Source organism: Actinotalea sp. C106, from assembly GCF_023630195.1.
GTDB lineage: Bacteria > Actinomycetota > Actinomycetes > Actinomycetales > Cellulomonadaceae > Actinotalea.
The window spans coordinates 1-2,135 of sequence record NZ_JALPKN010000408.1; the positions used below are offsets into that span (position 1 = coordinate 1).

Genomic DNA, 2,135 nt, shown 5'->3' on the forward strand with positions numbered 1-2,135 from the left:
GCGGGCAGAAGCGCCGGCTCGCGGTCGCCCTCGCCCTGGCCGGGCGGCCCGACGTCGTGCTCCTCGACGAGCCGACCACGGGCCTCGACGTCGACGCCCGCCACGGCCTCTGGGACGCCCTGCGCGCCTACCACGCGGGCGGCGGGACCATCGTGCTGACCAGCCACTACCTCGAGGAGGTCCAGGCCCTGGCCGAGCGCGTCGTCGTCGTCGACCACGGCCGGATCCTCGCCGACGACACCCTGCCCGCGATCCTCGGCCGGGTCGGGCTCCGCCGCGTCACCCTGCGCCTGCCCGACGCCGGCAGCGGGACCGTCCTGGACGCGCTGCCCGGGGTGAACCGCCACGAGGTCACCCCCGACGGCACCCACGAGCTGCTCGTGGCCGACGCCGACGGGATGGTCCGCGCGCTGGTCGCAGCCGACCTGCCCTTCCACGACCTGACCATCCAGGGGGCGACCCTCGAGGAGGCGTTCCTGACGCTGACCGCAGCGGGCGCCGCCCAGCCCGCCCAGCCCGCCCAGGCCGAGGGAGTCTCCGCATGAGCGCCGTCACCGCACCCGCCCCGACCGGGTCGGGCCGCGCGCCCGCGGGCCTGGGCACCCGGCACCTGCTGCGGCTCGTGCTGCTGCACACCCGGTACCAGATCCTCGAGACCGTCCGGGTGCCGATCGCCGTGATCGGGAACCTGGTGTTCCCCTCCCTGGCCCTCGCGTTCTTCGTCCTGCCCAACCAGGCCGTCGCGCAGGACCCGGTCAACGCCACGCAGGCCGTGGCCCAGCTGTCGCTCTTCGCCGTGATCTCGACCTGCGTGTTCAGCTACGGCGTGGGGGTCGCCGAGGACCGCGCTCAGCCCTTCGACCCGTTCGTGCGCACCCTGCCCGCCGGGCCGATCCCGCGGCTGGGTGGCCGGCTCCTGACCGGTGGCGCCTTCTCCCTGGTGTCGCTGATCCCGCTGCTGGCCATCGGCGCGCTCGCGACCGCCGCGGCCCCCTCGATCGGTCGGGTCCTGGCCGGGGTGGTCATGGTGCTGCTCGGCGGGATGCCGTTCCTCTTCGCCGGCCTGGCCATCGGCTACGCGCTCAGCTTCAAGGCCGCGCTGCCCGTGGCCCAGGTGATCCTCTTCCCCTTGGCCTTCGCCGGAGGGCTGTTCCTCCCGCCCGAGATGTTCCCCGCGTGGCTCGACACCGCCTCCGGGTTCCTGCCCACCCGCGCCGCCCGTGACGTGCTCGTCCACGTCACCACCGGTCAGGGCGCGACGGCCTTCGACGTGATCATGCTCGTGCTGTGGACCGTGGCCCTCGCCGCGCTCGCGGTGGTGGCCTACCGCCGGGACGAGGGGCGCCGGTTCCGCTGAGGTTCGACGGTGGGCGCCTTCCCATGGCGCCCACCGTGGCCTCTCAGCCCGCCCGGCGCAGCCGCAGCGAGTTCGTGACCACCAGCACCGAGCTGAAGGCCATCGCGGCCCCCGCGATCATCGGGTTGAGCAGTCCCAGCGCAGCCAGCGGGATGGCCGCGACGTTGTAGGCGAAGGCCCAGAACAGGTTCTGCTTGATGATCTTCAGGGTGCGCCGGGACAGGCGGATGGCCTGACCGGCCGAGCGCAGGTCGCCGCGGACCAGGGTGATGTCGGCGGCCTGGATGGCGACGTCGGTGCCGGTGCCCATGGCCAGGCCCAGGTCGGCCTGGGCGAGGGCCGCGGCGTCGTTGACGCCGTCGCCGATCATCGCGACCACGCGGCCCTCGGACTGCAGCTCCTCGACGACCTCGACCTTCTGCGCGGGCAGCACCTCGGCGATCACCTCGCTGATGCCCACCTGGTCGGCCACGTGCCGGGCCGCGCCCGCGTTGTCCCCGGTCAGCAGCACGGGGCGCAGGCCCAGGGCGGTGAGCTCGGCGATGGCGGCGGTCGAGCTCGCCTTGACCGGGTCGCGCAGCACGAGCACCCCACGGGCGGCCCCGCTCCATGCCGCCATGACCGCGGTGGCCCCACCCTGCTCCGCCTCCGTGAAGGGCACGTCCATGGCCTGGGTCTCGACGCCCAGCTCACGCAGCCAGGTGGGCCGGCCGACCAGCACGCGCCGGCCGACGCCGACGCCGCTGTGCGCGGTGCGGACCACGAAGTCGGATCGTAG

3 protein-coding genes are annotated in these 2,135 nt (G+C 74.3%); 2 read left to right on the plus strand and 1 reads right to left on the minus strand.

What is annotated here, in order from left to right:
- Together L0B03_RS16960 and L0B03_RS16965 are read left to right on the plus strand one after the other, a co-directional pair.
- Positions 1-545, plus strand: a 545-nt coding sequence (locus L0B03_RS16960) for an AAA family ATPase (protein ID WP_250448054.1), incomplete at its 5' end; no start/stop codon positions are given.
- Complete coding sequence (locus L0B03_RS16965) at positions 542-1,357, plus strand: ABC transporter permease (protein WP_250448056.1); 816 nt, start codon at positions 542-544, stop codon at positions 1,355-1,357. The genes L0B03_RS16960 and L0B03_RS16965, both read left to right, overlap by 4 nt.
- Before the next feature lie 43 nt (positions 1,358-1,400).
- Here the strand turns inward: L0B03_RS16965 and L0B03_RS16970 are convergent.
- Positions 1,401-2,135, minus strand: a 735-nt coding sequence (locus L0B03_RS16970; protein WP_250448058.1) for an HAD-IC family P-type ATPase, incomplete at its 5' end; no start/stop codon positions are given.

Coding starts and splice junctions, on each gene's coding strand:
- L0B03_RS16965 (WP_250448056.1), top strand. CDS start 542: ATGAGCGCCGTCACCGCACCCGCCCCGACCGGGTCGGGCCGCGCGCCC.